Genomic DNA, 23732 nt, shown 5'->3' on the forward strand with positions numbered 1-23732 from the left:
GCGGGATCAGGCCTCGACCGGGCTGGCGTGCGCCAGTGCCATCACTTCGTGCGGCGGCAGGCCCTTGAGGCGGTGGTCGCTCCACACCTGGCGCCAGCGGCGTGAGCCTGCCAGCCCATGGCGCAGGCCCAGCATGTGCCGGGCGATGCTGGCCCAGGGCGTGCCATGCGCAGCGGCCTCGCGCGCCATGTAGTCCACCATGGCGGCCTCCACGTCCTCGCGGGTGAGCGTGCTTTGCGGGGCGCCGTAGTACAGCGCATCCCAGCGCGCCAGCCACCAGGGGTTGTGATACGCCTCGCGGCCCACCATCACGCCATCAAGCCCCGCCAGCTGCTCCTGCACGGCCGCATCGGTGTTCAGGCCGCCATTGATGGCAAAGGTCAGGTGTGGAAAATCGGCCTTGAGCTGGCGCACCACCTCGTAGCGCAGCGGTGGCACTTCGCGGTTCTCCTTGGGCGACAGGCCTTTGAGCCAGGCATTGCGCGCATGCACGATGAACACCGTGCACCCCGCAGCAGCCACGGTGCCCACGAAGTCGCGCACGAAGCCGTAGCTCTCGTCCTTGTCGATGCCGATGCGGTGCTTGACGGTAACGGGCACCTGCACCACGTCCACCATGGCCTTCACGCAGTCGGCCACCAGCTGGGGTTCGTTCATCAGGCAGGCGCCAAAGGCCCCGCGCTGCACACGCTCGCTGGGACAGCCGCAGTTGAGGTTGATCTCGTCATAGCCCCACTGTTCGCCCAGCCGCGCGCAATGCGCCAGATCGGCGGGCTCGCTGCCGCCCAGCTGCAGCGCCACGGGGTGCTCTTCGGCGTTGAAGCGCAGATGGCGCTGTACATCGCCATGCACCAGCGCGCCCGTGGTCACCATCTCGGTGTACAGCAGCGTGTGCCGGCTCAGCAGCCGGTGCAGATAGCGGCAGTGGCGGTCAGACCAATCCATCATCGGCGCAACGGACATGCGCCAGGGGCTCAGTGTGGGTTCCACAGTCAAGACAGCAGGGGAAGGGGGGTTGCAGCGGCGCTTGGCAGGACACCATGCCCTGGCAAAGCTGCAGATGTGCAGATGAAAAGCCGTGATTATCCCACCGGTGCCGCGTGGGTGCCTGATGAGGGTTATGCATCAAAACGATCGCCAGTGCTTTATCCATGAGCACTGGCAGCTATCAAATTTGATGGCCGCTGTCAGCGCGATCCGAATTTCTGGTACATGCCCTCGATGGCTTCGGCGAAATGCACCACCAGGTTGTTGCGCTTGAGCTTGAGCGTTGGCGTCATGAAGGTGTTTTCAATCGTCCAGGGCGTGAGCGTCAGGTGCACCGCGCGTGGCACGGCGTAGCGGGGGAAGCTGGCGGTGTTTTTCTCCATGCGCGCCAGCACGGCCCGGTGCACGCTGGCGTGGTTCCGGCTGCCGGTGTCGTGCGGGTTCAGGCCCAGGTCGGCAGCAAGGCGCTGCCATTCATCTTGCTTGAGCACCGCCACGCAGGCGATGAAGGGGCGGTTCTCGCCCACCACAAAGGCCTGTTCCAGCAGCGGGTCGGCCAGCAGCGCCAGCTCCAGGTCGGCCGGGGGCACTTTTTCGCCGGTGGAGGTGACGATGATTTCCTTGATGCGGCCCTTGATGGTGATGCGGCCCTCCACGATCTCTGCCTGGTCACCTGTGCCCAGCCAACCATCGGGGCTCAAAACCCTGGCGGTGTCTTCGGGGCGTTTCCAGTAGCCCTGCATGACGATGGGGCCGCGCACCTGCAGCTCGCGGTTGTCGCCAATGCGCACCTCCACGCCGGGCAGGGCGCGGCCCACGCAGGCGGGGTCGTTGTCGTCGAGCGAATTGACCGATACCACGGGTGCGGTCTCGGTCATGCCGTAGCCCTGCACCAGGGGCAGGCCCAGGCCCAGAAAGCATTTGGCAATGGTGGGTGACAGCGGTGCGCCGCCACTCACGGCCACGCGCACGCGGCCGCCAAACTGCGCCAGCAGCGGCTTGGCCACCAGGGCCTGCAGCAGGGGCCAAGGCAGGGCGGCCATCCATCCGGCGGACTGGCTGCCGGCGTCCGGCGTTGGCGCCGGCAGTCCCTGGGCGGCACAGAACCGTGCCCAGCCCTTGTGCTGCGCGGCTTCATACAGCTGCATTTTCCAGGGCGTGGGCGACAGTTTTTCGAGCAGCCTGGCGTGGATGCGTTCATAGATGCGTGGGACCGACACCAGCACCGTGGGGCGCACGGTTTTCAGGTCTTCGACCAGCAGGGGCACCGAGCGTGCATAGGCCACGCAGCTGCCCGCGGCAATCGGCAGGTAGTAACCGCCTGTGCGTTCAAAGGTGTGCGAGAGCGGCAGGAACGACAAAAAAATGTCGTCCACTGTGGGGGCGATGCGTTCCAGCACCGCCTTCACGTCGCTGACCACGTTGCGGTGCGTGAGCATCACGCCCTTGGGTTTGCCGGTGGTGCCCGAGGTATAGACCAGGGCGGCCAGGTCCGCAGGGCCGGGCGGCGTGGGGGGCGGCGCCTTGGCGGCCAGCTCCGCACCGGCCAGCCATTGCGCCAGCGAGCCCACGGCGGGGCCATCGGCGGTGGCGGCAGAGGGAGCAAACGTGGCATCTTCGTCGGTCACCACCACGGCGCGTAGCGCCGGAAACGCGGTGCCAACGTCCCGGATCTTCTCCCACTGCGCTGCCTGGCCCACGATGAGCAGCGAGGCCTCGCAGTCGGCCACGATATAGGCAATGCTGCCGGGGTTGTCGATGGCGTGCAGGGGCACCGGCACGCAGCCTGTGGCCAGCGTGGACTGGTCGGCGCACATGGCGTTCAGGCCGTTGGGCAGCAAGATGGCCACACGGGCGGCGGCAGGCAGTTGCAGGGCCGCCAGGGCCCGTGACCACTGCGCCACGCGCTGTGCGGTTTGCCTCCAGGTCAGGCGGATCCAGGTATGGGTGGCGGGGTCGAACGCGCGGTAGGCTTCGGCGTCGGGGGTGCGGGCAGTGCGGTAAGCAAGAAGCTGGGGTAGCGTTTCGACGCTGGCGAGATCGGGCGAAGAAGAGGTCATCAGGCGTGGATTGGTGCGCGGGCATGCCGCTGGGGTGCATGGCTGCGGGAAAACCCGAATCATCATACCGACTGCGGTGCAGAGGCCGCTTGGCGGTGCGCCACCGTGGTGCGGGTAGCGCGCGACGGGCCAGACTTGCCGGTGCGCGGCGGTGCCCAGTGCCTGCATTTACCGGGCAGATATGTCTGCATCAACACCGCTTCACGCAGAGCGCCTACAGTGAAAACATATTCTGGAGAGGGGCAATGCGCAACATTCAACGTTTTTTCGGGGCCTTTCTTTGCCTCTTGACGGGGCTGTGGCTGTTGGCCGAACTGATGACCTGGTCGGCGCCTGCCAATTTCTTCGCCTGGCGGGCGGTACTGATGCAGTACAGCGGGGTGCTGTGCATTGGTGTCATGAGTGTGGCCATGGTGCTGGCCGTGCGCCCGGTGGTGTTCGAACCCTACCTGGGCGGCCTGGACAAGATGTACCGCCTGCACAAGTGGTTGGGTATCTCGGGCTTGGTGATTTCGGTGGCCCACTGGCTGCTGGCCCAGGGCACCAAGTGGGCGGTGGGCTGGGGCTGGCTGCAGCGCCCCCGACGCGGCCCGCGCCCCGAACTGCTGGATGCGCCCATCCAGCAGTTCTTTCTGGGCCAGCGCGGCCTGGCCGAGAGCATGGGCGAGTGGGCCTTCTATGCAGCGGCGCTGCTGATGGTGCTGGCGCTGGTCAAGCGGTTTCCCTACCGGTATTTCTTCAAGACACACCGCCTGCTGGCCGTGGCCTATCTGGCGCTGGTGTGGCACTCGGTGGTCTTGCTCAAGTTTGACTACTGGGGCGGCGTGATGGGTCCGGTGCTGGCGGTGCTGATGGCCGCGGGCACGGTGGCGGCCCTGATGGTCCTATTTCGGCGCGTGGCGGTGGGCCGGCAGGTGGTGGGGGAGGTGGCTGCCATCCGGCGCCACGAATCGCTGAATGTGGTGGCGGTGGACATTCTGTGCAAGGGCCGCTGGGCGGGGCACAAGTCTGGCCAGTTCGCCTTTGTCACCCTGCACGAGGACGAGGGGCCGCACCCTTACACCATCTCATCGGCGTGGACGGGCAACGGCCACATCACCTTCATCATCAAGGCGCTGGGCGACTACACCCGCACGCTGGGAAAGCGCCTGCGGGTGGGCGATGTGGTCCAGCTCGAAGGGCCTTACGGCCGGTTCAATTTCCAGGGCGCGCAAAAGCGGCAGATCTGGGTGGGCGCCGGCATTGGCATCACGCCCTTCATTGCCCGCATGAAGGCGCTGGCGGCGCAGCCCGATGGCAAGAGCGTCGATCTGTTCCACCCCACGGCGGTGTATGACGATCACGCCATCGGCCTGATGACCCGCGACGCCGAGGCCGCCGGGGTGCGCCTGCATGTGCTGTGGAGCGAGAGGGATGGCCAGCTCAACGCGGCGCGCCTGACCGGGCTGGTGCCCGAATGGCGCGATGCCGATGTCTGGTTTTGCGGCCCTGCGCCTTTCGGTCGGTCGCTGAAAAAAGACCTGATCGCCATGGGACTGCCCGCATCCCGCTTCCACCAGGAGCTGTTTCAGATGCGGTGACTCCCGCCCCCACAGGCGCGGCGATGGCCATGCTCAGGCCGCGGCTTCCAGCCCCTGGGCAAAGTGCGCCTGCATGGCCTGGATGGTTTTCTGCGCATCGCGCGCCACCATGGCCGCTAGGATGGCGCGGTGCTCGTTCAGCGAATCCTCGATGCGCCCCTGCTTGAGCAGCGAGTTGTGGCGGTTGAGCTTCATCACCTTGCGCAGGTCGGCCACCATCTGGCTGCGCCAGCGGTTGTCGGCCAGTTCCAGCAGCAGCATGTGAAAGCGCTCGTTCACGGCAAAAAATCGCTCGCGCTCACCGGCGGCGGCTTCCAGTTCGGTGTGCAGATCCTGCAGCGTCTGCAATTGGGCGGCGGTCGCCCTGGTGGCCACCACGCCGGCGGCGTCGCTCTCCAGCAGGCTGAGCAGGTGGTACACGTCGCGCAGGTCTTTTTCGCTCATCTCGGTCACATAGGCGCCACGGCGCACCTTCATCGTGACCAGGCCTTCGGCGGCCAGCACTTTCAGCGCCTCGCGCAGCGGCGTGCGGCTGATGCCGAACTCTTCGGCAATCTTCAGTTCGTCGATCCAGCTGCCGGGCTCCAGCTCGCGGCGGAAGATGCGCTGGCGCAATTGCTCCGCCACTTCGACATACAGGGCGCGGGGCGTGAGGGTGAGGGCAGACATGGGACGGATTGTAAGCGGACAATAATATTTTGAATGAATAATTATGAATGATGTAAACTCGCCGCCACATCGGGGCATGCCCTGAGACCGTCCAACGCCATCTTCGGAGAAGCCTTCGCCATGAGTGACAAACCCCACAACAACGCGCCCGAGTTCGCTGCCGCTTCGCTGGAGGCCTGGGCCAAGGCTGCTGCCAAATCGGCCCCTGGTGGCGATGTGAATGCCCTGAACTGGATCACGCCCGATGGCATCACCGTCAAGCCGCTGTACACCGCCGAAGACACGGCCAGCCTGCCGTATGCCAACACCTTGCCCGGCTTTGAGCCCTATCTGCGCGGCCCCCAGGCCACCATGTATGCCGTGCGCCCCTGGACGATCCGCCAGTACGCAGGTTTCTCCACCGCCGAAGAATCCAATGCCTTCTACCGCAAGGCCCTGGCTGCTGGCGGCCAGGGCGTGTCGGTGGCGTTTGACCTGGCCACCCACCGGGGCTACGACAGCGACCACCCGCGCGTGACGGGCGATGTGGGCAAGGCCGGTGTGGCGATTGATTCGGTCGAGGACATGAAGATCCTGTTCGACCAGATCCCGCTCGACAAGGTATCGGTCTCCATGACCATGAACGGCGCCGTGCTGCCCGTGCTGGCAGGCTACGTGGTGGCGGCGGAAGAACAGGGCGTCTCGCAAGACAAGCTGAGCGGAACCATTCAGAACGACATTCTGAAAGAGTTCATGGTGCGCAACACCTACATCTATCCGCCCAAGCCGAGCATGCGGATCATTGGCGACATCATTGGCTACACGGCCAAGAACATGCCCAAGTTCAATTCGATCTCGATCTCGGGCTACCACATGCAGGAAGCCGGGGCGAATCAGGCGCTGGAGCTGGCTTTCACCCTGGCCGACGGCAAGGAATACGTGAAGACCGCCATGGCCTCGGGTCTGGATGTGGACGATTTCGCCGGGCGCCTCTCCTTCTTCTGGGCCATCGGCATGAACTTCTATTTGGAAGTGGCTAAGATGCGCGCCGCGCGCCTCTTGTGGTGCCGCATCATGAAAGAGACTGGTGCCAAGAACCCCAAGAGCCTGATGCTGCGCACCCACTGCCAGACGTCTGGCTGGTCGCTCACCGAGCAAGACCCCTACAACAACGTGGTGCGCACGACCATCGAAGCCATGGCGGCCGTGTTTGGCGGCACGCAGAGCCTGCACACCAACGCGCTCGATGAAGCCATCGCCCTGCCCACCGAGTTCAGCGCCCGCATCGCACGCAACACGCAGCTCATCATCCAGGAAGAAACCCACATCACCAACGTGATCGACCCCTGGGCTGGCAGCTACATGATGGAAAAGCTGACCCAGGACATGATGGACGCTGCCTGGAAGATCATCGAAGAAGTCGAGGCCATGGGCGGCATGACCCAGGCGGTGGACAGCGGCTGGGCCAAGCTCAAGATCGAAGCCGCTGCCGCCGAGAAGCAAGCCCGCATCGACAGCGGCAAGGATGTGATTGTTGGCGTCAACAAGTACAAGCTGGCCAAGGAAGACAAGGTCGATATTCTGGAAATCGACAACGTGAAAGTGCGCGATGGCCAGATCGCCCGTCTGCAGCAGATCCGCGCCACCCGTGACGCAGCCAAGGTGCAGGCGGCATTGGACGCGCTGACGGCAGCCGCCGAGAGTGGCGAAGGCAATCTGCTCGACCTGTCGATCCAGGCCGTGCGCTTGCGCGCCACAGTAGGCGAGGTGAGCGACGCGCTGGAGAAAGTTTTTGGGCGCCACCGCGCCGATACACAAAAGGTGACCGGTGTGTACGCAGCTGCCTACGACTCGGCCGAGGGCTGGGACAAACTCAAGACCGAAATCAACGCCTTTGCCGAAGAGCAAGGCCGCCGCCCCCGCGTGATGATTGCCAAGCTGGGCCAGGACGGACACGACCGGGGCGCCAAAGTGGTGGCCACCGCGTTTGCCGACCTGGGCTTTGACGTGGACATGGGGCCGCTGTTCCAGACGCCCGAGGAATGCGCCCGCCAGGCCATTGAAAACGACGTGCACGCCGTGGGCGTGAGCACCCTGGCCGCCGGTCACAAGACACTGGTGCCCGCCATCATCCAGTCGCTCAAAGACCAGGGCGCGGACGACATCATCGTGTTTGTGGGCGGGGTGATCCCCGCGCAGGACTATGACTTCCTGTACGAGTCGGGCGTGAAGGGCGTATATGGCCCGGGCACGCCGATTCCGGCCAGCGCGAAGGATGTGCTGGAGCAGATTCGCAAGGCGGTGGCGTGACCCCTGCGGCGCTTCTCGATGGGGTGGTGCATGGCACGGCTGCGGTGCAGCGCCGCGCCATGTCCAAGGCCATCACCCTGCTCGAATCCACGCGGCCAGACCACCGCGCGCAGGGCGACACCCTGCTCACGCAGCTGCTGCCCCACACCGGCAAGGCGTTTCGCCTCGGCATCAGCGGCGTGCCCGGCGTGGGCAAATCCACCTTCATCGAGGCGCTGGGCCTGTATCTGATTGGGCAAGGCCATCGCGTGGCGGTACTCACCATCGACCCCTCCAGCACCGTCTCGGGCGGCTCCATCCTGGGCGACAAGACGCGCATGGAGCACCTTTCGGTGCATGACAAGGCCTACATCCGCCCCAGCCCCAGCAGCGGGACGCTGGGCGGGGTGGCCGAGAAAACGCGCGAGGCCATGCTGGTCTGCGAGGCGGCCGGCTACGACGTGGTGATTATCGAAACCGTGGGCGTGGGCCAGAGCGAGATCGCGGTGAACGGCATGACCGACATGTTCGTGCTGCTGCAGCTGCCCAACGCGGGCGACGACCTGCAGGCCATCAAGAAGGGCGTGATGGAAATCGCCGACCTCGTGGTCATCAACAAGGCCGACATCGACAAGAACGCCGCCACCCGCGCCGAGGCGCAGATCACGTCGAGCCTGCGCCTCTTGGGCCAGCACGGCAACCCCGAAAACGCGCACCACAATGAAACCCTGTGGCACCCCAGGGTTGTGCAGATCAGCGCGCTGCTGGGACAGGGCGTGGATGCCTTCTGGGCCGCTGTCACGCAGTTTCGCCAGCTGCAGACCGCCAATGGCCGCCTGGCCGCGCGGCGCGAAAAGCAGGCGCTGGCCTGGATGTGGGAGCGCATCGACGCCGGCCTCAAGCTTGCGTTTCGCCAGCACCCCCAGGTCAAGGAGCTGCTGCCCCAGCTGCAAGCCGATGTGGCCGCGGGGCGCATCGCGGCTTCCACCGCGGCAAGAAATCTGCTGCTGGCGCAATCCAGTCAATCGCCAGTAGCCACCAAATAAGTAGCAAACAACCGAATTCACCAAAGGACGACCATGCAAGACATCCTGGATCAACTGGAGAAAAAGCGTGCGCTGGCACGACTGGGCGGCGGGCAAAAGCGCATCGATGCGCAGCACGCCAAGGGCAAGCTCACCGCGCGCGAGCGCATCGAGTTGCTGCTGGACGACGGCACGTTCGAGGAATGGGACATGTTCGTCGAGCACCGCTGCACCGATTTCGGCATGGAAGGCAACAAGATTCCGGGCGACGGCGTGGTGACGGGTTACGGCATGATCAACGGCCGCCTGGTGTTCGTGTTCAGCCAGGACTTCACCGTATTCGGCGGGGCACTCTCCGAAACGCACGCCGAGAAGATCTGCAAGGTGATGGACCAGGCCATGAAGGTCGGCGCGCCGGTCATCGGCCTCAACGACTCGGGTGGCGCCCGCATCCAGGAAGGCGTGGCCAGCCTGGGCGGCTATGCCGATGTGTTCCAGAAAAACGTGCTGGCCAGCGGCGTGATTCCGCAGATCAGCATGATCATGGGCCCCAGCGCCGGCGGGGCCGTGTATTCGCCCGCCATGACGGACTTCATCTTCATGGTGAAAGACAGCTCGTACATGTTTGTGACCGGCCCCGACGTGGTGAAGACCGTGACGCACGAAGAAGTGACGGCCGAAGAACTGGGCGGCGCCGTGACGCACACCACCAAGAGCGGTGTGGCCGACATGGCGTTCGAGAACGACGTGGAGGCGCTGATGATGCTGCGCCGCCTGTACAACTACCTGCCGCTCAACAACCGCGAGAAGGCCCCGGTGCGCCCCAGCAACGACCCGGCCGACCGCATGGACCTGAGCCTGGACACCCTGGTGCCCGACAACGCCAACAAGCCCTACGACATGAAGGAGCTGATCCTCAAGACGGTGGACGACGGCGACTTCTTCGAGCTGCAGCCCGAATACGCCAAGAACATCATCATCGGCTTTGCCCGCATGGAAGGCCAGACCGTGGGCATCGTGGCCAACCAGCCGCTGGTGCTGGCCGGTTGCCTGGACATCAAGTCGAGCATCAAGGCCGCGCGCTTCGTGCGTTTCTGCGACGCATTCAACATTCCCGTGGTCACGTTCGTGGACGTGCCCGGCTTCATGCCCGGCACCAGCCAGGAGTACGGCGGCATCATCAAGCACGGCGCCAAGCTGCTCTACGCGTACGCCGAGTGCACCGTGCCCAAGATCACCGTCATCACCCGCAAGGCCTACGGCGGCGCGTACGACGTGATGAGCTCCAAGCACCTGCGTGGCGACGTCAACTTCGCCTGGCCCAACGCCGAGATTGCGGTGATGGGCGCCAAGGGCGCGGTGGAAATCATCTTCCGCGAGGACAAGAACGACCCTGTGAAGCTCGCCGCCCGCGAGGCCGAGTACAAGGAGCGCTTTGCCAACCCGTTTGTCGCCGGCGCGCGCGGCTTCATCGACGATGTGATCCTGCCGCACGAAACGCGCAAGCGCATCTGCCGCAGTCTGGTCATGCTGCGCGACAAGAAGCTGGAAAACCCATGGCGCAAGCACGGCAACATCCCCCTTTGAGCGGCACTGCCACAGCCCTTGGGGCGTCGTTGCCAGACCTTGTCGTAGCGCTGCTACTGGCTGCGGTCTGGCGCCTAGCCCCAACCGCTTCGCTGGGCTGTGCCAGCACCTAACCCCATACGTTTCGGGTAAGAGCCCTTGGAAAGAGACACAACATGTTCACCAAAATCCTGATTGCGAACCGCGGCGAGATTGCTTGCCGGGTGATCGCCACCGCCAAGAAAATGGGCATCGCCACCGTCGCCGTCTATTCCGACGCCGACAAGGAAGCCCGCCACGTCAAGCTGGCCGACGAGGCCGTGCACATCGGCGCGGCGCCTTCGCGTGAGTCCTACCTGCTGGCCGACAAGATCATTGCCGCCTGCAAGCAGACCGGCGCGCAGGCCGTGCACCCGGGCTATGGCTTCCTCTCGGAAAACGAAGCCTTTGCCAAGCGCTGCGAAGACGAGGGCATTGCCTTCATCGGACCCAAGGCGCATTCCATTGCCGCCATGGGCGACAAGATTGCGTCCAAGAAGCTCGCCAACGAGGCCAAGGTCAACACCATTCCCGGTTACAACGACGCCATCAGTGGCCCGGAGCAGGCCGTGGAGATCGCCAAGGGCATTGGCTACCCCGTGATGATCAAGGCCAGCGCCGGCGGCGGCGGCAAGGGTTTGCGCGTGGCATTCAACGACAAGGAGGCGTTCGAGGGTTTCGCTTCCTGCCAGAACGAGGCACGCAACAGCTTCGGCGACGACCGCATCTTCATCGAGAAATTCGTGCAGGAGCCGCGCCACATCGAGATCCAGGTGCTGGGCGACAGCCACGGCAATGTGATCTATCTGAATGAGCGCGAATGCTCCATCCAGCGCCGCCACCAGAAGGTGATCGAAGAGGCGCCTTCGCCCTTCATCAGCGATGCCACCCGCAAGGCCATGGGCGAGCAGGCCGTGCAGCTGGCCAAGGCGGTGAAGTACCAGAGCGCCGGTACGGTGGAGTTCGTGGTCGGCAAGGACCAGGACTTCTACTTCCTGGAGATGAACACCCGCCTGCAGGTGGAGCACCCGGTGACGGAATGCATCACCGGCCTCGACCTGGTGGAACTGATGATCCGCGTGGCCGCTGGCGAGAAGCTGCCCCTCACGCAAGCCGACGTGAAGCGCGACGGCTGGGCCATCGAGTGCCGCATCAATGCCGAAGACCCGTTTCGCAACTTTCTGCCGTCCACCGGCCGCCTGGTGCGCTTCCAGCCGCCCGAAGAGAGCATGTTCCAGTCCGACACCAGCAAGAAGCTGGGCGTGCGCGTGGACACGGGCGTGTACGAAGGCGGCGAGATTCCCATGTACTACGACTCGATGATCGCCAAGCTCATCGTGCACGGCAGCGACCGCGACGACGCCATCACCAAGATGCGCGCCGCGCTCAACGGCTTCGTCATCCGGGGCATCAGCAGCAACATCCCGTTCCAGGCGGCGCTGCTGGCGCATCCGAAGTTCGTGACGGGCGACTTCAACACCGGCTTCATCGCCGAGAACTACGGCAAGGGCTTTGCGGCCGAAGACGTGCCCCACAGCGATCCGCTGTTTCTGGTGGCCCTGGCCGCCTACATGAACCGCCGCTACCGCGCGCGCGCCTCGGGCATCAGCGGCCAGCTGGCCGGGCACGAGGTGAAGGTGGGCGAAGAGTTTGTGGTGGTCACGCTGGGTGCAGAAGGAAAAAACCAGCACCACGACGTGGTGGTGACCGACTTCGAAATGGAAGGCAAATTGCGCTCCAGCGCAGTCGCTGTGGGTGATAAAAGCTATCAGATCAGCAGCACGGCAACCCTGGGGCAAATCCGCGTTCAGGGCCAGTGCAATGGCATGGGCTTCACGGCCCAGGTGGAGCGCGGTGTGGGCAAGAACCCGCTGGCGCTGCGCATTGCACACAACGGCACGCAGATCGAAGCGCTGGTGCTGTCGCAGCTGGGCGCCAGGCTGCACCAGCTCATGCCGTTCAAGGCGCCGCCCGATCTGTCCCGGTTCCTGCTCTCGCCCATGCCTGGCCTGCTGGTCGATGTGGCGGTGCAGCCGGGCCAGAAGGTGCAGGCCGGCGAAAAGCTGGCCGTGATCGAAGCCATGAAGATGGAGAACATCCTCTTTGCCGCGCAAGATGGCGTGGTGGGCAAGGTCGTTGCGGGCAAGGGCGAGTCGCTGGCGGTGGACCAGGTGATCCTGGAGTTTCAGTGAAATATGCTGCTGGCGCTTGATGGGAAAGCGCTGGAAGCTATCAAAAACAGAGTATTCAAGGGCATTTCTCCATGGCAAGCACAATCACACCCCGCCCCTTCAGGGTGCTGGGAATCCAGCAGGTCGCCATTGGCGGCACCGACAAGCAGCGCATGAAATCCCTCTGGGTGGACATGCTGGGCCTCACCCAGACCGGTACCTTCCAGAGCGAGCGTGAAAACGTAGACGAAGACATCCTGGCCATGGGCCAGGGCGCTTTCAAGGTCGAAGTGGACATCATGCAGCCGCTCGACATCGACAAAAAACCCGCCGTGCACACCACGCCGCTCAACCACATCGGCCTGTGGATCGACGACCTGGCCGCCGCAGTCGAGTGGCTCACCGCGCAGGGCGTGCGCTTTGCACCCGGTGGCGTGCGCAAGGGCGCGGCCGGCTACGACATCTGTTTTCTGCACCCCAAGAGCAACGACGAGTTTCCGATTGCGGGTGAGGGCGTGTTGATCGAGCTGGTGCAGGCGCCGGCTGAGGTGATTGCCGCACTGGGTTAAGGTATGGCCCTGCAGCACTGCCGGGCGCGCGCGCCCGGGTTGGTGAAACACCTATGGATGGATTGGGAAAATGGATCGACGGCAGAATATCGACCGACGCAGCGGACAAGACAGAAGGCAGCAAGAGCAAGGCCCACCGACCAGCTATGAACGGCGCCGCAGCATCGAGCCTCGCCAGCCTGAATTGACCGAGCTGGAGCTGAGCGACGAAGAATTGAAAGCCCTGGGCTTCATTCCCGCTTCGCCCGACCAGCCCAGCCCGCCCAAGTAAAGTCCGCCCCAGCAAAACCCGTCGTGCCAGTGGTACTGGCAGACATTTTTTCTTCTGCGCGCGCATTGATTTGCCCCGCCCCTGAAAGACCCTACATGCCCTCTACCGCCAACACCTCCACCAGCCAGCCCCTGCAGCTGCACCGCCGCGTAGTCCCTGCTGCAGCCCAGGGCCCCTGGACGGTCGATGCCATCCAGGCCCTGCTCGACAAACCCTTGATGGATTTGCTGTTTGAGGCGCAGACGGTGCACCGCCAGCACTGGCCTGCGGGTGACATCGAACTGGCGACGTTGCTGTCGGTGAAAACCGGTGGCTGCCCCGAAAACTGCGGCTACTGCCCGCAGGCGGCCGAGTTCGATACCGGCGTGAAGGCCGAAAAACTGATGGAAGTGGATGAAGTGGTGCGCGCCGCCCAGGCCGCCAAGGACGCCGGCGCCACGCGCTTTTGCATGGGCGCCGCCTGGCGCGCGCCCAAGGACCGCGATATTGAAAAGGTCAGCGCCCTGATCGGCGCCGTGAAGGGCCTGGGCCTGCAGACCTGCGCCACGCTGGGCATGCTCGAATCGCACCAGGCGCAGGCTTTGAAGGATGCGGGGCTCGATTACTACAACCACAACCTCGACACGGCCCCCGAGTACTACACCGACGTGGTCAGCACCCGCGCCTACCAGGACCGGCTCGATACCCTGCAGCATGTGCGCAGCGCGGGCATCAGCGTGTGTTGCGGCGGCATCGTGGGCATGGGTGAGGCGCCGGTGCACCGCGCGGGGCTGATTGCGCAGCTCGCCAACCTGCAGCCGTACCCCGAATCGGTGCCGATCAACAGCCTGGTGCGCGTGCCCGGCACGCCGCTGGCCGACAGCGAACCCGTCGATCCGTTCGACTTCGTGCGCGTGATTGCCGTGGCCCGCATCACCATGCCCAAGGCCCGCGTGCGCCTGTCGGCGGGACGCCAGCAGATGGGTGAAGCCGTGCAGGCCCTGTGCTTCATGGCCGGAGCCAACTCGATTTTTTACGGCGACAAGCTGCTGGTGACGGGCAACCCCGATGTGGATGCCGATGTGCAACTGCTGGCCAAGCTGGGCCTGAATGGCCACCGCACCACCACCACCGAGACGGATGACCTGCAGGCGCATGCGCAACCCCAGGGCGCTTGCGCCTGAACCCCGCGCACCCATCGCGATGCGCGAGCATCTGCGGACTCAGGCGGCATGGCCTTCGGCCATGGTGTCCCAGGCCTTGAGGGCTTCGGCGGCGTACATCAGCGACGGACCGCCGCCCATGTAAACACTCACGGCCAGCATCTCTTCGAGTTCGGCGCGTGTGGCGCCCAGCTTGAGCAGGGCCTTGACATGAAAGCCGATGCAGCCCGAGCAATGCTGGCTCACGCCAATGGCCAGGGCGATCAGTTCCTTGTGCTTGGCGCTGATCGCGCCTTCGGCCATGGAGGCCTGCGCCAGCTGCGCAAACCCGCGCATGGCGTCGGGCTGGGCCTTGCGGAAGGGCGCCAGGTTTTCATTGATGTGGTGTATCAGGCCGGCATGGTCAAACGTGCTCATGAAGGAATTTCCATCAAAAAAAGGGGCAATGCCCACGGATCGGAAACAGCGCTGCCGGGGCCTTGCCCCTGTGCTGTGTCCGCGCTGTTATTTCTTCAGGGGGCAGGTGTTGATGCCCAGCAGGGAGTAGGCAGGGCAGGAACGGAACAGGCCGGTGGCCAGGGGTACCACGCCCAGCCAGCCCCACCAGCCCACGGTGCCGGTGGCTGCCAGGGCGATCAGCACCAGGCCTGCCACGATGCGCAAGACGCGGTCAAGGCTTCCCACATTGATCTTCATGATTTTTCCTTTGCTTGGGGTTGCTGCAGCCCCCTCTGCGGGCCGCTTTGCGAAAAGGCGATGCGACAAATAGCCGCTTCGCCGGCTTACTCGAAAGAGGGTGTCACGGGCTTCACCACGGGTTTGCCAGCGGCCAGCCAGGCATCAAACCCGCCGGCAATCGATTGCACCTGCAGATAACCCATGTCCTGCATGGCGCATGCGGCCAGCGCGGCGCGGCCACTGGTCTTGCAGTACAGCACCACCTTGAGATCGCGCGATGTGAGCGCCGGCGTGCTGCTGAGCTTGAACTCCAGCAGGCCGCGCGAGGCATGGATGGCGCCAGGCAGGTGCCCGGCCTGGAATTCGTCGGCCTCGCGCACATCGATCAGCACGTCGGCGTCGCGGATGGCCTGCTCGGCCTGGTCCACGGAGATTTCCTGGACGCGGGTCTTGGCAATGGTCACCAGGTCGTGGGCGGTTTTCATGGCAGTTCCTTGGGGTGCATGGGAGTTGGAAAGGGAAAAAGAAAAACCTCAGCCGCGGCGGATGGGCCGCTGCAGCTGCAGCGACACGTTGCCCACCGAGCCGCCATTGAGCACCTGCGCGTAGCCCTGCTGGCGCAGCCACTGCGCCGCCATGCCCGAGCGCGCGCCCGACAGGCAGCACAGCACCAGGGGCGTGGATTTGTCGGGCAAGGCCTGCGCGCAGTCGGTGTCCAGGCGGTCCAGCGGCAGGTTGATGGCGCCGTCCACATGGCCGGCGGCAAATTCGCCGGGCGAGCGGACATCGACCACGAGGCAATGGGCGGGCTGTGGGAATGCGTTGGGTTCCATGGCGTCTTTAGGGGATGAAGGGGGTTACTTGGCTGCCGCAGCGTCCACGGTGGCGGCGTGCAGGGCGTGCTCGTCCAGTTGCCCGGCCAGCGCCAGCAGGCGCAGGCGCTCCAGCATGAGGGAGGTGCGCAGCTGTGCCAGGGCCAGCTCGGCGGCGGCTGCGTCGTTCTGGGCATTGAGCAGATCCAGCGTAGTGCGGTCACCCACCTGGCGGCCCAGCTGGGTGGCGTCCAGGCGGGCCAGGCTGGCACGCAGGGCGGCGTCCTGTGCCCCGGTGCGCGCCTGGCCCGCCTGCAGGCGCAGCCAGGCCGCACGGGTTTGCTGCGCCACCTGCTGACGGGTGCGGTCCAGTTCGGCTTCGGCCTTGGCCTGCAGGTGCAGCAGCTCTTGCTCGCGTGCGCCGCGCTGGCCGCCGGTGTACAGCGGCACGGTGATCTGCACGCCCACCAGGTGCTGCTGGGCGGTGTTGCTGCCCTGGCCGTAGCGGCCCGAGCCGCTCAGGTGCTCGCGGCTGGCCTGTGCCACCAGGTCCACCGTGGTGCCCGCACCCCGGGCGTATTGGGCGACATCCTGGCGCGCCACTTCCACAGCCAGGGTTTGCTGGCGCAGGCCGGGGTTGCGGGCTTGCGCCTGATCCAGCCATTGCGGCAGGTCCGGCATGGCCTGTGTGGCAGAGAGGGCAGGGGCGGGCGCTAGCTGCAAGGCATCGGCCGGCCAGCCGGTGGTGTTGGCCAGGGCGCGCTGGGCAATCTGCAGATCCACTTCGGCGGCCAGCATCTGTGCGTCGATGGCGCGGGCGCGGGCGGCCGCTTCGTGGGTGTCGGTCACGGGGGCGTCGCCCAGCTGGAAGCGGTCTTGCGCCTCTGCCAGCGCCTTGTTCACGGCCACTTGCTGGCGCTGCAGCAGGCGCAGCGCATCCTGGGCCAGGGCCACGGCAAAGTAGCGTTCGGCGGTCTGCAGCATCAGGGCCTGTTCGGTGGCCTGCCATTGCACATCGGCCAGGTCGGCCGACAGCCCAAGCTTGCGGCCCAGGGCCGTGCGTTCGGGGCTGTACAGCGGCATGCGCGCTCCCACGCTCCAGCGCCCGCCCAGGCTGTTGTCCACCGAGGTATTGAACCCCACATGGGACGAGGTACCCAGGCCCGGCGCAGAGAACGAGGCACCACCGGCAGAGGTCTGGGAGCCCATGGCGCCGCCCGTGGCCGTGGCGGCCACCGTGGGGCGCCACAGCGCGCTGGCCTGGTCGCGCCGCGTCTGGCCGGCCCGCAGCGCGGCCTGCGCCACGGCCATGTCGGGGTCGTGCTGGCGCGCGGCCTGCCAGGCTTGCAGCAGGTCGCCCGCCTGGGCGCCCGTGATGCCCAGCGTCAGCAAGGCGGCCCACAGGGGCTTGATGCGCATGGTGCGATCTCCGTTCAGTTGCCTGCCACCGCGCCCAGCTTGCGCATGATGGTTTCCATCAGGCACCACCGGGTGAAACCGCTTTGCAGCAGGTTGGCGCCGACAAAGGCCGTGAACCACAGCCAGTTGGCGCTGTGGAAGATCGGGCTGCCGGCCACGCCCAGGGCCAGCGACAGCAAGATAAAAGAGCCGCCGATGATGCGAACGAGTTGCCAGGAAGTCATGGTGAAGCTCTGTAGTTGAATGATGGAAATAAAGCCGCAGAAGACGGCGGACTCATTGGGGAGCGGCTGGCTCCTGCAGGCGCTCGATGCCCAGGATCTTGAGCACGTATTTCTCGTAGACCGGGTCGGTGTTGCCGGACTTGATCTTGCCAAGGAAATATTTCTCGAAGGCGATCTTGCCCAGGTGCACCCATTTGCCCTTCCTGAACCAGTTGACGTTGCGCGGCGGAATCTGCGGCAGCGCCACAAAGGCCGCGCCGGTGTCGCCCATGTCGGCCAGGCAGATGGCGTTCCAGGTGGCGGTGGCCGTGGCAGGCTTGCCCTCCAGGTCGGCCGCGATGTTGTGCACGATGGCCGAGACCATGGTCTCGATCATGTAGCCGGTCTTGGGCGCGCCGGTGGGCACGGGGGTCACCTCCACGGGCGGAATCGCCACGCACACGCCCGCCGCAAAGATGTTGGGGTAGGCCTTGCTGCGCTGGTGTGCGTCGATCAGCACGAAACCGCGTGGGTTGCACAGGTTGGGCACGGCGGCCACGGCATCCACGCCCTTGAAAGCGGGCAGCATCATCGAAAGCTTGAACGGCAGCTCGTGCTGCTTGAGCAGCTTGCCCTGGTCGTCGAGCTGGTCCACCATCATCTTGCCGTCTTCCACGCGCGTGGTCTTGGCGTTGGTGATCCAGTGGATGTCCTGGCCGCGCAGCTCGCTCTCCAGCATGCTCTTGCTGTCGCCCACGCCGCCCAGGCCCAGGTGGCCGATGTAGGGCTCGCTGGTGACATAGGTGATCGGCACCTTGTGGCGCAGCTTGCGCTTGCGCAGGTCGGCCGACACGATGAAGGCGAACTCATACGCCGGGCCAAAGCAGCTGGCGCCGGGCATGGCGCCGATCACCATGGGGCCGGGGTTTGCGAGAAACTTTTCGTAGTCGGCCCGGAAATGCTGGGCATGGTCGACCGTGCAGATGGAGTGCGTGTGGCCATCGATCGGGCCCGCGCCCGGAACTTCCTCGAAGGCCAGCCGGGGGCCGGTGGTGATGACCAGGTGGTCATAGGCCACGGTCTGGCCATTGGCGAGCGCCAGGCTATTGCCTGCTGCATCGATCGTCTGAACAGGGCTGGCAATGAAGTCGATGCCCTTGCGCTGCAGCAGGGGAGCGATCTGCAGCACGATATCGTCGCGTTTTCGCCAGCCCACTGCGATCCAGGGATTGGACGGCACGAAATGGAAGTAGTCCACCGCGCTGATCACGGTGACGCGATGCTGCGAGGGCAGCTTGTTGCGCAGCTCATAGGCGGCGGGCATTCCGCCGATGCCTGCTCCGATAACGACGATGTGGGCCATGGTCTGTCTCCTGTGGTGCCTGGTTGAGAATCCGTGCAGATCAGTGCGGCGCAGCCTCTGTCGGGCTGCTGCCAGCGGGGGGAACGGAAGAGACGGGTGCGGCGTCCTGGCCGTTGCCGGGGTGGCGCACCTGCTTGCGGTAGGCCGCGTAATACAGCGTGGGAATGACCACCAGCGTGAGCACGGTGGAGACAAAGATGCCAAAGATCAGCGAAATGGCCAGGCCATTGAAGATCGGGTCATCGAGGATGAAGAACGCGCCAATCATGGCCGCCAGCCCCGTCAGCACGATGGGCTGGGCCCGGGTGATGGCCGAGTGCACGATGGCTTCCTTGAGTGGCGCGCCCTCGCGCACCTGCAGGTTGATGAAATCCACCAGCAGGATGGAATTGCGCACGATGATGCCGGCCAGCGCGATCATGCCGATCATGCTGGTGGCCGTGTACTGCGCGCCCAGCAGGGCATGGCCCGGCATCACGCCGATGATGGTCAGCGGTATGGGCGCCATGATGATCAGCGGCGTGAGGTACGAGCCGAACTGTGCCACCACCAGCAGATAAATGAGGATCAGGCCCACGGCATAGGCGGCGCCCATGTCGCGGAAGGTCTCGTAGGTGATCTGCCACTCGCCATCCCACTTGATGGCGTAGTCGCGCAATGCGTCGGGCGGTTGGCGCACAAAGTATTCCACCAGCGTGCCGCCGCCCGGGACCTGGATCTTGGTGATGTCGCCGCGCATCTGGAACATGCCGTACAGCGGGCTGTCCACCTTGCCGGCCATGTCGGCCACCACAAAGTTCACTGGCAGCAGGTCCTTGTGGTACACGGGCTGTTCGCGCACGGTGTCGCTCACCGTGACCAGCTCGCTGATGGGCACCTGCTGGCCCGAGGCGCCGCGTACGGTCAGCTGCAGCAACGCGGCCAGGTCGCCATGGCTTTCTTCGGGCAGCTGCACCACCACGGGCGCGGGGTATTTGCTGGCGTCGTGCAGGTAGGTGGTGGCCTCGCCCGCCAGGCCCGCGCGCAGCGTGCCCACGATGGCCTGCTGCGGTATGCCCAGCAGCGCGGCCTTGCGCCGGTCGATCAGCAGCAGCTTGCGCGGAGCGCTGGCGATGCTGTTGTCGTCCACATCCACCAGGCCTGTGGTCTGGCTGAAAACGGCGCGCACGGCCTTCGCCACCTGGCGGCGCCCTTCGGCCTCGGGGCCATAGATTTCGGCCACGATGGGCGACAGCACCGGCGGACCCGGTGGTACTTCGACCACCTTCACGTTGGCACCCAGGCGCTGCCCGATCTGCTGCAGGGCAGGGCGCACGCGCGTGGCAATCGCATGGCTCTGGTCCTTGCGGTGCGATTTGTCCACCAGGTTCACCTGGATGTCGCCCACATCGCCTCCGGCGCGCAGGTAGTACTGGCGCACCAGGCCATTGAAATTGATGGGGGCGGCCGTGCCTGCGTAGGCCTGGTAATCGGTCACCTCGGGCACCGTGGCGAGGTACGCGCCCAGCTCGTGCAGCACCGCAGCGGTCTGCTCCACCGGGGTGCCGGCAGGCATGTCCACCACCACCTGGAACTCCGATTTGTTATCGAACGGCAGCATCTTGAGCAGCACCAGCCCCGTGGCGGGCAGGGCCACCGACAGCGCAATCAGCGCGGCCACGCCCAGGCCGAGCAGGCGGCGGTTGCGGCTGCCGCGCTGGTCATCGAGCAGCGGCGTGAAGATGCGCGTGAACAGGGGGGTGATGCGGGCCGCCATGCCGGAGGGCGCGGCATGCGCCGCTGCGCCGCCGTGGTGCGCCTTCATCCACAGGCGCGCCAGCCAGGGCGTGACCACGAAGGCAATCGCCAGCGACAGCAGCATGCCCATGCTGGCATTGATGGGGATCGGGCTCATGTAGGGGCCCATCAGGCCCGACACAAAGGCCATGGGCAGCAGGGCGGCAATCACGGTGAACGTGGCCAGGATGGTGGGGCCTCCCACTTCGTCCACTGCGCCCGGGATGATCTGTGCGAGCGTCTTGCCCGGAAAGAGCTGCTGGTGGCGGTGGATGTTCTCGACCACCACGATGGCATCGTCCACCAGGATGCCGATGGAAAAGATGAGCGCAAACAGCGATACCCGGTTGAGCGTGAAGCCCCAGGCCCAGGAGGCGAACAGGGTCACCGTGAGCGTCAGCACCACCGCCGTGCCCACGATGGCGGCCTCGCGCCGGCCCAGCGCGATGAAAACCAGCGCCACCACCGATGCGGTGGCAAACAGCAGTTTCTGGATGAGCTTTTGCGCCTTGTCATTGGCCGTGGCGCCGTAATTGCGCGTTTCGGCCACTTCAACGCCGTCCGGAATGACGGTGTTGTGCAGCTGGTCCACCCGCTGCATGACGGCGTTGGCCACGTCGATGGCGTTTTCACCCGGTTTCTTGGTCACCAGCAAGGTGACGGCGGGGTATTCGCCGCCACCGCTGGATTCGGCCTTGCCGTGCCACACGTAGCGGCTCGCGGGCAGGGGGCCGTCACTGACTTCGGCCACGTCTTTCAGGAACAGTGGCTTGCCCCCGCGCACGCCCACCATCAGCTCGGCCACGTCGCGGGCCTGCGTGAGAAGCGGGCCCGCCTCTACCGCCACCGCCTGGTTGCCGGCGATCAGATCGCCCAGGGGCATGCCCATGTTGGCCGATTGCAGCGCACTGCGCAGGTCCTGCACGGTGGTGCCGGTGCTGGCCATGCGGGCAGGGTCCAGGCGCACCATCACGGCCCGACCGGGGCCGCCGACCGTCTGCACTTCGCGCGTGCCGGGTACGCGCTTGATTTCAGACTCCATGCTGTGCGCCACGCGCTCCAGCGCAAAGGCGCCGGTGTCCGCATCCTTGCTGAAAAGCGTGAGCGTGACGATGGGCACATCGTCGATGCCCTTGGGTTTGATGAGGGGCTCCAGCACCCCCAGGTCGCGCGGCAGCCAGTCGGTGTGGCTGCGCAAGGTGTCATGCAACTGCACCAGGGCCTCGGTGCGGGCCACGCCCACCTTGAACTGCACGGTGAGAACCGCCACACCCGGGCGCGAGACCGACATCACATGCTCGGTACCCGCCATCTGCGACAGCACCTGCTCGGCCGGCGTGGCCACCATCTGCTCCACATCGGCCACCGAGGCGCCGGGGAAAGGAATCAGCACGTTGGCCATGGTGACGTTGATCTGTGGCTCTTCTTCGCGCGGCGTCACCAGCACGGCAAACACGCCCAGCAAAAATGCCACCAGTGCCAGCAAGGGGGTGATCTGGGCGCTCTGGAACAAGGCCGCGATGCGGCCCGAAATGCCCAGGGCTTTCGGGGTGGGGGTGTGCATGTCGGCCATCTCAGCGCACCTTGGCGGCTGCCTGCGGATCGGTGGCCACCTGGTCGCCCTGGCGCAGTCCACTGAGCACCTCGACCTGTGCGCCGTCCACGCGGCCCAGGCGCACCTGGCGCAGCAATGGCCTGCCCTGGGCATTGAGCACATAGACCCCCGTCATTTCCGCGCGGCGCACCACGGCGCTGGCCGGAATCTGCACGCGCTGCACGCCCACCGCTGCGGGCGCTGCCGGCAACCACAGGCGGGCAAACATGCCGGGCACCGCACCCTTCAGGTCTGGCGGCAGTGCCACGCGCAATTGCACGGTGTGCGTGGCGGCATCCACCGTGGGCAGCAGCTGGATCTGGCTGGGCTGCACGGTGGTGCGCGCCGCCGCGAGCGCGGGAAGTTCGACTTGCAGGGGCTGTGCACCGGCCAAGGCTGCGGCAGCCATTTGCGGCACCATGGCGGTCACGCGCAAGGCAGCAGGGTCATGCAGCCTGACCAGCGGGCGCCCGGGCATCGCCATGTCGCCCAGGGCCACGGGCACCTCGCTCACCACGCCGGAATAAGGGGCCTTTACGGCGTAGAAGCCTGATTGCGTCATCGCGGCCCCTGCCTGCGCCTGCAGTGCCTGCACCTGGGCCTGGCTGGCCTGCAGTTGCGCCTGGGCGCGGTCCAGCGCGGCCTGGCTGATGTATTGCTTCTGGTAGAGCTGTTTCTGCCGCTCGAATTCCTTGCTGGCCACCTGCATGCTGGCGCGGGCGGCATTGACCTGCGCAGCGCTGGCGGCGGCGTTCTGCGTGGCCGCCCGGGCATCAAGGCGCAAGATTTCCTGCCCCGCTTGGACCGTGTCGCCGACCTTCACGCCGAGCGAAACAATCGCACCCTGCACCTGGGCCGACAGCGTCGTATCGCGCACGGCCTCCACCACACCATCCACGCTGGCATGCTGGCCTGCGCCAACGGCCTGCACCACATAGGTTTTGAGCGGCGCGGCATCTGCGGCCCAAGCGCCTTGCACGGCCATCAGGCTGGACAGAAAAGCAGCCGTAGCGAGTCGAGGTATCAGCATCCGGTTCTCCGCTCCGTGTGGGATGTATCTTGCAGTACGTTCATTATTTAACTAAATAGCTAATTAGTCAATTGATGTATCATAACCGCCAGTCTGATCCTTGCGTTGCTGGAATCTCCGGCCGTTCAGACCCAGGAGTGACTTATTTATGAAAGACATGCCCCCCCAAGCGCTGGAAGCGGTGGCCGGTTACTTTCAGGTGCTGGCCGAGCCCACGCGCCTGCGCATCCTCAATATCCTGCGAGACGGGGAGCGCAACGTGGGTGATCTGGCGCAAATGTGTGGCTACACGGCGGCCAATGTGTCGCGCCATCTGTCCCTGATGACCAAACAAGGCCTCGTCGCACGCGAAGGGCGGGGCACCAGCGTGTACTACCGTTTTGCAGACGAATCGGTGTATGCGCTGTGTGATCTGGTATGCGACAACATTGCCCGGCAGCTGAAACGATCGGCCGCCAGCAGGGCGCTGTTCACCGTGGCAACGGATTCAGAATAGCGAGCTGCGCAGGG

General features: G+C 65.3%; 21 protein-coding genes. 9 read left to right on the forward strand and 12 right to left on the reverse strand.

The window, feature by feature from the left end; genetic code table 11:
• Positions 1 to 6: 6 nt before the first annotated feature.
• Both dusA and K225_RS0111535 read right to left on the reverse strand, forming a co-directional pair.
• Positions 7 to 990 (reverse strand): tRNA dihydrouridine(20/20a) synthase DusA, encoded by a 984-nt coding sequence (dusA, locus tag K225_RS0111530; RefSeq protein ID WP_369794856.1) that lies wholly within the window; start codon positions 988 to 990, stop codon positions 7 to 9.
• A gap of 197 nt (positions 991 to 1187) precedes the next feature.
• Positions 1188 to 3047: a long-chain fatty acid--CoA ligase gene (locus K225_RS0111535; RefSeq protein ID WP_026436558.1), complete on the reverse strand. Its 1860-nt coding sequence runs from the start codon at positions 3045 to 3047 to the stop codon at positions 1188 to 1190.
• A 245-nt stretch (positions 3048 to 3292) separates the two neighbouring features.
• On the opposite strand from K225_RS0111535, the gene K225_RS0111540 reads away from it, so the two are divergent.
• Entirely contained in the window at positions 3293 to 4627 is a 1335-nt protein-coding gene (locus K225_RS0111540) for a ferric reductase-like transmembrane domain-containing protein (protein WP_026436559.1), read from the forward strand.
• A 33-nt stretch (positions 4628 to 4660) separates the two neighbouring features.
• On the opposite strand, the gene K225_RS0111545 is transcribed toward K225_RS0111540, so the two are convergent.
• A complete protein-coding gene (locus tag K225_RS0111545; protein ID WP_026436560.1) occupies positions 4661 to 5296 on the reverse strand; it encodes a GntR family transcriptional regulator in 636 nt (211 codons plus the stop codon).
• A gap of 120 nt (positions 5297 to 5416) precedes the next feature.
• On the opposite strand from K225_RS0111545, the gene scpA reads away from it, so the two are divergent.
• From scpA to bioB, 7 genes are all read left to right on the forward strand, one after another.
• Positions 5417 to 7585, forward strand: a complete 2169-nt coding sequence (scpA, locus tag K225_RS0111550) for a methylmalonyl-CoA mutase (RefSeq protein WP_026436561.1) — start codon at positions 5417 to 5419, stop codon at positions 7583 to 7585.
• A complete protein-coding gene (meaB, locus tag K225_RS0111555; RefSeq protein WP_026436562.1) occupies positions 7582 to 8610 on the forward strand; it encodes a methylmalonyl Co-A mutase-associated GTPase MeaB in 1029 nt (342 codons plus the stop codon). The genes scpA and meaB overlap by 4 nt, the downstream gene beginning before the upstream one ends.
• A 33-nt stretch (positions 8611 to 8643) precedes the next feature.
• The gene (locus tag K225_RS0111560; RefSeq protein ID WP_026436563.1) at positions 8644 to 10176 is read left to right on the forward strand and encodes an acyl-CoA carboxylase subunit beta; all 1533 of its coding nucleotides are present in this window, start codon (positions 8644 to 8646) and stop codon (positions 10174 to 10176) included.
• A gap of 155 nt (positions 10177 to 10331) precedes the next feature.
• Positions 10332 to 12386 carry an acetyl/propionyl/methylcrotonyl-CoA carboxylase subunit alpha gene (locus K225_RS0111565; protein WP_026436564.1) on the forward strand — a complete coding sequence of 685 codons (2055 nt, stop codon included), beginning with the start codon at positions 10332 to 10334 and terminating at the stop codon, positions 12384 to 12386.
• 71 nt (positions 12387 to 12457) lie between these two features.
• The gene (locus K225_RS0111570; RefSeq protein WP_026436565.1) at positions 12458 to 12934 is read left to right on the forward strand and encodes a VOC family protein; all 477 of its coding nucleotides are present in this window, start codon (positions 12458 to 12460) and stop codon (positions 12932 to 12934) included.
• Between the two features lie 70 nt (positions 12935 to 13004).
• The gene (locus tag K225_RS21705; protein WP_081679666.1) at positions 13005 to 13205 is read left to right on the forward strand and encodes a hypothetical protein; all 201 of its coding nucleotides are present in this window, start codon (positions 13005 to 13007) and stop codon (positions 13203 to 13205) included.
• Between the two features lie 95 nt (positions 13206 to 13300).
• Positions 13301 to 14368: a biotin synthase BioB gene (gene bioB / locus K225_RS0111580; RefSeq protein ID WP_026436566.1), complete on the forward strand. Its 1068-nt coding sequence runs from the start codon at positions 13301 to 13303 to the stop codon at positions 14366 to 14368.
• Positions 14369 to 14407: 39 nt separating this feature from the next.
• Here the strand turns inward: bioB and K225_RS0111585 are convergent, their stop codons facing one another.
• The 9 genes from K225_RS0111585 to K225_RS0111625 form a co-directional block, all read right to left on the reverse strand.
• The gene (locus K225_RS0111585) at positions 14408 to 14764 is read right to left on the reverse strand and encodes a carboxymuconolactone decarboxylase family protein (protein WP_034712508.1); all 357 of its coding nucleotides are present in this window, start codon (positions 14762 to 14764) and stop codon (positions 14408 to 14410) included.
• Positions 14765 to 14851: 87 nt separating this feature from the next.
• Entirely contained in the window at positions 14852 to 15043 is a 192-nt protein-coding gene (locus K225_RS0111590; RefSeq protein WP_026436568.1) for a DUF2892 domain-containing protein, read from the reverse strand.
• 86 nt (positions 15044 to 15129) lie between these two features.
• Positions 15130 to 15510 carry a rhodanese-like domain-containing protein gene (locus K225_RS0111595; RefSeq protein ID WP_026436569.1) on the reverse strand — a complete coding sequence of 127 codons (381 nt, stop codon included), beginning with the start codon at positions 15508 to 15510 and terminating at the stop codon, positions 15130 to 15132.
• A gap of 48 nt (positions 15511 to 15558) precedes the next feature.
• On the reverse strand, positions 15559 to 15858 hold the full coding sequence (locus K225_RS0111600) for a rhodanese-like domain-containing protein (protein ID WP_026436570.1): 300 nt from the start codon (positions 15856 to 15858) through the stop codon (positions 15559 to 15561).
• Positions 15859 to 15882: 24 nt separating this feature from the next.
• Complete coding sequence (locus K225_RS0111605) at positions 15883 to 17256, reverse strand: TolC family protein (RefSeq protein ID WP_034712511.1); 1374 nt, start codon at positions 17254 to 17256, stop codon at positions 15883 to 15885.
• Between the two features lie 14 nt (positions 17257 to 17270).
• Positions 17271 to 17480 (reverse strand): DUF2892 domain-containing protein, encoded by a 210-nt coding sequence (locus K225_RS0111610; protein WP_026436572.1) that lies wholly within the window; start codon positions 17478 to 17480, stop codon positions 17271 to 17273.
• Between the two features lie 52 nt (positions 17481 to 17532).
• On the reverse strand, positions 17533 to 18822 hold the full coding sequence (locus K225_RS0111615; RefSeq protein ID WP_026436573.1) for an NAD(P)/FAD-dependent oxidoreductase: 1290 nt from the start codon (positions 18820 to 18822) through the stop codon (positions 17533 to 17535).
• Positions 18823 to 18862: 40 nt separating this feature from the next.
• Complete coding sequence (locus tag K225_RS0111620; protein WP_026436574.1) at positions 18863 to 22171, reverse strand: efflux RND transporter permease subunit; 3309 nt, start codon at positions 22169 to 22171, stop codon at positions 18863 to 18865.
• Between the two features lies 1 nt (position 22172).
• On the reverse strand, positions 22173 to 23222 hold the full coding sequence (locus tag K225_RS0111625; protein ID WP_026436575.1) for an efflux RND transporter periplasmic adaptor subunit: 1050 nt from the start codon (positions 23220 to 23222) through the stop codon (positions 22173 to 22175).
• Positions 23223 to 23370: 148 nt separating this feature from the next.
• Between K225_RS0111625 and K225_RS0111630 the strand changes: the two genes are divergently transcribed.
• Positions 23371 to 23718, forward strand: coding sequence for a helix-turn-helix transcriptional regulator (locus tag K225_RS0111630; protein WP_026436576.1), 348 nt, complete (start codon positions 23371 to 23373; stop codon positions 23716 to 23718).
• The last annotated feature ends 14 nt before the right edge of the window (positions 23719 to 23732 follow it).

Source organism: Acidovorax sp. JHL-9, from assembly GCF_000426205.1.
GTDB classification, from domain to species: Bacteria; Pseudomonadota; Gammaproteobacteria; order Burkholderiales; family Burkholderiaceae_C; genus Acidovorax; species Acidovorax soli.